Genomic DNA, 5,226 nt, shown 5'->3' on the forward strand with positions numbered 1-5,226 from the left:
CCGCCGGACCCCACCCGTCGCGCCCGTCTCCGGGTTCGGGCGCCGCCGGACCCCACCCGTTGCGCCCGTCTCCGGGTTCGGGCGCCGCCGGACCCCACCCGTCGCGCCCGTCTCCGGGTTTTGGCGCGGCCGGGGCCCGGAGCTGCGATGCTGCGCGCACGCGCCCCGCGCACGTCCCCGGCGAGGCGCGGCGTCGAGGAGGAGGCAGCGATGACGGCACTGGTCGTGTTCCTGATCGTCGTGGTGGGGGTGGCCACCGCCGCGGTCTCCTTCGGTTCCCCGCGCCGCGCCCCCCACTCACCCTTCCGCCGGGCCGATGACGGCGGTGCCGGCTGGAGCGGCGGCTGGAGCGGCGGTGGCGACGGCGGCTGGAGCAGCGGCGGCGACGGTGGTGGGTGCGGCGGAGGCGACGGCGGGGGCGGCGGCTGCTGACCACCGCCCGCGGTGGTCTTCCCGGCCGGCGCGTGGCACCGTGGTGGTGGGCCCGGGACCGCGGGCCTCCGGACGATGGGTGCCGTACCCGGTGTGCGACAAGACGGCCCTCGGAGGCCGTGGTGTCCTGGTTCGTGCTGGTGGTGTCCGGTGTGCTGGAAGCGGTGTGGGCCACCGCGCTGGACAGGTCCGACGGTTTGAGCAGGCTCCGGCCCTCCGCGGTGTTCGCCGTGGCGCTGGTCGGGAGCATGGCCGGTCTGGCCTGGGCGATGCGGGACCTGCCGGTGGGGACCGCCTACGCCGTGTGGGTGGGCATCGGCGCCGTCCTCACCGTCGCGTACGCGATGGCGACCGGGCAGGAGCCGGTGTCGGTGCTCAAGGTCTTCTTCCTGGTGATGATCGTCGCTGGTGTCGTGGGGCTCAAACTCAGCCACTGACGCCGCGGCACCCGGGCCACCACCGCAGCAGCGACCCCGGCCCGGGTCCTCCGGGAACCCCTCACACCGCCGGCGCACCCGCCCGCGCGCGGCCGTACGCGGCCAGGGCGTGGAAAGCGGCCTTGGGTTCCCACGGCATCCCCGGGTGGGTGGTGCCGGTGCGGCTGGGTGGCAGGACCTTGACGATCCCGAAGCCGGCGAGGTCGAAATCCCTCGCGGGGTCCTCGGCGGTGGGCAGGTGGCGGGCGGCGAAGGTCTGGACGAACGCGGTGTCCACACCACCGGCGTCGTAGACGTCCAGCAGGTCGCGGACGTAGGCGGCCTGCTCCGCCTCGTCGCGCTCGACGGTCTCGGTGAGCCGGACGGGCTGCGCGGTGCGCTCGTCGTACGCGACGATCTCCGAGCGGCTGCCCCGGTCCGCGGCACCGGTGAAGGCGGCGCAGCCGAACTCGGTGACGGCGAACGGTTTCCCCCGGGCGGTCATCGCGGCGAGGTTGGCGGGCAGGGCGGCGGCGTTGCCGGCGTCGCGGTAGCCGGCGTCGGTGGCGATGACGTCGAAGGGCGTCCAGTCCACCGCCTCCAGCGGCAGCGAGGCGTACCCGATGGGACCGCCGAACCGTTCGCGAGCACCCGCGACGGCCCGGGCCAGCAGCGCGTTGGTCTCGCGCTGGACGCCCGGGAGGATCTCGCGGGCGCGCGCCGGGTCGGTGAGGACGGCCACCCGCTCGGCCAGGGTCCTCCCGGGGAGGATCCCGGTCGTCATGATGCTGAGCTCCGAGCCGGTGAGGAACCGGACGTCGGCTCCATCCCGCCGGATCCGCTCGGCGCGCTCGGCGGCGTCCAGCAGGAACGCCAGCACCTCGTCGGTGGTCAGGTCGTGGGTGAACGGGCAGTACCAGACCTCCAGGCCGGCGTCGGCGGCGTGCCGGGCGGCGATCTCCAGGCGGTCGGCGACCCCGCCGGTGATGCGGACGGCGTCGGCGTGCAGGTCGTCGCGGATGATCCGCATCTCCGCGGCGACGACGCCGGGGTCGAAGGGTTCGTGGGTGGTGGTCCCCAGGGTGGTGAAGCCGGTGTCGTAGGTGACGCCCCAGGCGCGCATGTCCGCCTCCTCGAAGGTACGAGCCGTACCGTATGGCGCCGAGCGTACGCTGCGTACCGTGTCGGGGGGAAGACGACGGCGGGGTGCGGAGCTGGAGCAGGCGATCCTGCGCGCGGCCGCCGAGGAGCTCACCGCCTCCGGCTACGGCGGCATGACCATGGACAAGGTCGCCCGGCGCGCCGGGACGAACAAGAACGCCATCTACCGGCGCTGGCCGCAGCGCGCCGCGCTGGGCATCGCGGCCTACGGGCACCTGGCCGAGACCCTCACCCCCGTCCCGGACACCGGGAGCCTGCGCGGCGACGCGCTGGAGCTGCTGCGGCAGGCCGACGCGACCTGGTCCTCACCCCGCGGCGCGGTCCTGCGCGACCTCCTGGCGGCGGCCGCCGACGAGCCGGTCCTGCTGGAGCTGCTGCGCGAGCAGGCCGGCGCCGGCGCGGTGAACGCCGCCTGGCGCGCCCTGCTGGACCGGGCGGTGGCCCGCGGCGAGGCACCCCCGGAGGCGGTGCACCCGCGGGTGGTGGCGCTGCCGATGGCGCTGCTGCGCGGCGAGTACGCCGTGCGCGGCGTCCCGGCCGTGCCCGACGAGGTCCTGGTCGAGATCGTCGACGAGGTCTTCCTGCCGCTGGTCCGCGGCCGGGGCCTGCCCGGTCGGCACGGCTAGCGGCGCGGCCGAAGCCTCGAGCCGCGCGCACGGCGAGCCCGCCGGACAGCCGGCCTGCGGGCAGCGGCCGGCACGCCGCTCCACACCCCGCGACACGCCCACGCGCCCACCCGGCCCGCAGGCTGGCTGTCGGCCCCGGCTGCGGTCCCGGTCCGCCGCGGACCTCCCGGCCCGGCACCGCTACGCGTGCAGCAGGGCGGTGAGGTCGTCGGCGGCGAGGGGGCGACCGAGGTGGAAACCCTGCGCGTGGTCGCAGCCCAGGCGCCTCAGGACCTGCAGTTGCTGCGCCGTCTCCACGCCCTCGCCGACCACCCGCAACCCCAGGGCGTGGGCGAGGGTGATGACGGCGCTGACGATGGCCTCGTCCTGCGCGCTGCGGCACAGGTGGGTGATGAAGGAGCGGTCTAGCTTGACGGTGTCGGCGGGCAGCTGCTGCAACCACGTCAGCGAGCTGTACCCGGTGCCGAAGTCGTCCAGCGCGATGCCGATGCCCATCTCCCGCAACGCCTCCAGGGTCCGGCGCGCGGCGGGCAGGTCGGCCAGCACCGTGGTCTCGGTGATCTCCAGCTCCAGCCGGCGGGGGTCGAGACCGCTGGCGTCCAGGGCCGCGACGACGCCTGCGACCAGGCCGGGCGCGACCAGCTCGCGGGCGCTGAGGTTCACCGCCACCGTCAGGGGCAGGCCGGCCGCGTCCCACTGCGCACCCCGGGCGCAGGCGGCCCGCAGCACTCCCGCGCCGATGTCGACGATCAGCCCGGTCTCCTCGGCGACGCCGAGGAACTCGTCCGGGCCGATGCGCCGGCCGGCGGGGTCGTCCCAGCGCAGCAGCGCCTCGGCGCCGCTCACCGCTCCCGAGGGCAGGTCCAGGACCGGCTGGTAGAGCACGGTGAGCTCATCGCCGGCCAGCGCCCGGCGCAGGCCGCTCTCGGTCCGCATCCGGTGCTCGATGTCGGTGCGCAGCTGGGAGCTGAACACCTGGAACCGGTTGCGCCCGCGCCGCTTGGCCTCGTACATCGCGGTGTCGGCCTCGCTGAGCAGCTGGTCGCCGGTCACCGCGGCGCCGCGCGTGCCGGCGCAGACGCTGGCACCGACCGAGACGCTGACGTGCAGGTCGTGGCCGTCGACCGTTCGCGCACCGGTGACGGCGTCCATGACGCGACGCAGCACGGTGGCGATGTCCATGCTGCGGTGCAGGTCCTGCAGCAGCAGCACGAACTCGTCGCCGCCGAAGCGGGCGACGGTGTCCCCCGGCCGCAGCACCCTGCGCAGCCGGTCGGCGGTCTCGACGAGCAGCCGGTCCCCGACGGGGTGGCCGAAGGTGTCGTTGACGAGCTTGAAGTGGTCCAGGTCGACGAAGACCACCGCGACCGGTTCACCGGTGCGGGCGGTGTGCGCCAGCGCCAGGGCGAGGTGGTCGTCGAACAGCCGCCGGTTGGGCAGCGCGGTCAGCGGGTCGTGCAGCGCCTGGTGCTCCAGGTCCTCGCGCATCCGTCGCTGGCCGGTGACGTCGCGCCAGTTCACCAGCACGCCGCGGATCGCAGGGTCGTGCAGCTGGTTGCTCAGGCGGGCCTCCGCCCAGCGGCGGGAGCCGTCCTTGTGCACGACGTACACGTCGATCTCGCGCACCGTGTCGGGCGGGTCGGCCAGCGCGGCCGCGAACGCCTCGTCGCCGAAGGCGTGGAACTCGGCGTCGATGAGGTCCCGGTAGTGCATGCCGACGACCTCCTCGCCGTCCCAGCCGAGGATGCGCTCCATGGCGGGGCTGGCGTACGTGGTGTACCCCTGCGCGTCGTAGATCTGCACGACGTCGGCGGCGTGCTCGACGATCGCGCGCGCGAGGTGGGCGCTGGCCGTCGCGGCGGCGGCGGCCTCCCGCTCCGCGGTGACGTCGCGGAAGCGGCCCACGAGCCGGTCCTCGACGGGCACGAGGTGCCACTCGTACCAGCGCCCGTCCCACCGCGGGTCCTCGGCGCTGTGGAGCTGCACGAGCCCCCACCACGGCCGCCCCGTCCCCAGGACGGTGCGGCAGCGTTCGAGCACCGGCGGCGCGGCGTCGACGAGCACCTCGCCGACCGTCCGCCCGCGCGCCCCGCTCACACCGAGCATCCGCTCGGCGGGGGCGTTGAGCAGCTCGTACGTGAAGTCGACGGTGCGGCCGTCGGGCGCGTGCACCGGCCGGTACACCACCGCCGCGTCGCGCGGGTGGGCCAGCGCGCCCAGGGCGAGCGCCCGCAGGGCCTCCGGTGCCTCGGTCATGCCAGCACACCTTCCAGCCCGTCGGCGACGAGGGCCTCCCTCGGCCTCACGACGATGCTCCGCCACACCACCTGCACCGGTCAACGGGCCCGGCGGCCACCGCCACGACGGGCGGGGGCGCGCAGGTGCCACCAAGCTGTCCCCGGCGGGCGACCGGCGCCGGCCGGGGAGAGGTGGTCATGAGGTACCGGGACGACGCGAGCCTGGACACCGGCAACGTCCAGGACCGCCGCGGCGGCGGTGGCGGGCGGACGCTGGCCCTCGGCGGCGGCGGGCTCGGCATCGTCGGCGTGATCGTGGTGGTCCTGCTGCAGGTCCTCGGCGGCGGGGGCGGC

Annotated in this window: 5 protein-coding genes and 1 riboswitch; of the genes, 3 read left to right on the forward strand and 2 right to left on the reverse strand. The window is 75.5% G+C overall.

The genetic code is table 11. The annotated features are described in order from the left end of the window. The first annotated feature begins 210 nt into the window (after positions 1–210). Together ABEB16_RS12795 and ABEB16_RS12800 are read left to right on the forward strand one after the other, a co-directional pair. Positions 211–432 carry a hypothetical protein gene (locus ABEB16_RS12795; RefSeq protein WP_345712633.1) on the forward strand — a complete coding sequence of 74 codons (222 nt, stop codon included), beginning with the start codon at positions 211–213 and terminating at the stop codon, positions 430–432. A 45-nt stretch (positions 433–477) separates the two neighbouring features. After that, a riboswitch (guanidine-III (ykkC-III) riboswitch) is annotated at positions 478–545 on the forward strand. Positions 546–554: 9 nt separating this feature from the next. Continuing rightward, on the forward strand, positions 555–869 hold the full coding sequence (locus tag ABEB16_RS12800) for a DMT family transporter (protein ID WP_345712634.1): 315 nt from the start codon (positions 555–557) through the stop codon (positions 867–869). 61 nt (positions 870–930) lie between these two features. Here ABEB16_RS12800 and ABEB16_RS12805 read toward each other — a convergent pair whose 3' ends face one another. Next, positions 931–1,971 carry a glycoside hydrolase family 113 protein gene (locus tag ABEB16_RS12805; protein WP_345712635.1) on the reverse strand — a complete coding sequence of 347 codons (1,041 nt, stop codon included), beginning with the start codon at positions 1,969–1,971 and terminating at the stop codon, positions 931–933. 58 nt (positions 1,972–2,029) lie between these two features. Between ABEB16_RS12805 and ABEB16_RS12810 the strand changes: the two genes are divergently transcribed. Then, positions 2,030–2,635: a TetR/AcrR family transcriptional regulator gene (locus ABEB16_RS12810; protein ID WP_425560184.1), complete on the forward strand. Its 606-nt coding sequence runs from the start codon at positions 2,030–2,032 to the stop codon at positions 2,633–2,635. A 180-nt stretch (positions 2,636–2,815) separates the two neighbouring features. Here ABEB16_RS12810 and ABEB16_RS12815 read toward each other — a convergent pair whose 3' ends face one another. Further along, complete coding sequence (locus ABEB16_RS12815) at positions 2,816–4,891, reverse strand: putative bifunctional diguanylate cyclase/phosphodiesterase (protein ID WP_345712636.1); 2,076 nt, start codon at positions 4,889–4,891, stop codon at positions 2,816–2,818. Between the last annotated feature and the right edge of the window lie 335 nt (positions 4,892–5,226).

This window comes from Kineococcus glutinatus (assembly GCF_039542765.1).
GTDB lineage: Bacteria > Actinomycetota > Actinomycetes > Actinomycetales > Kineococcaceae > Kineococcus_A > Kineococcus_A glutinatus.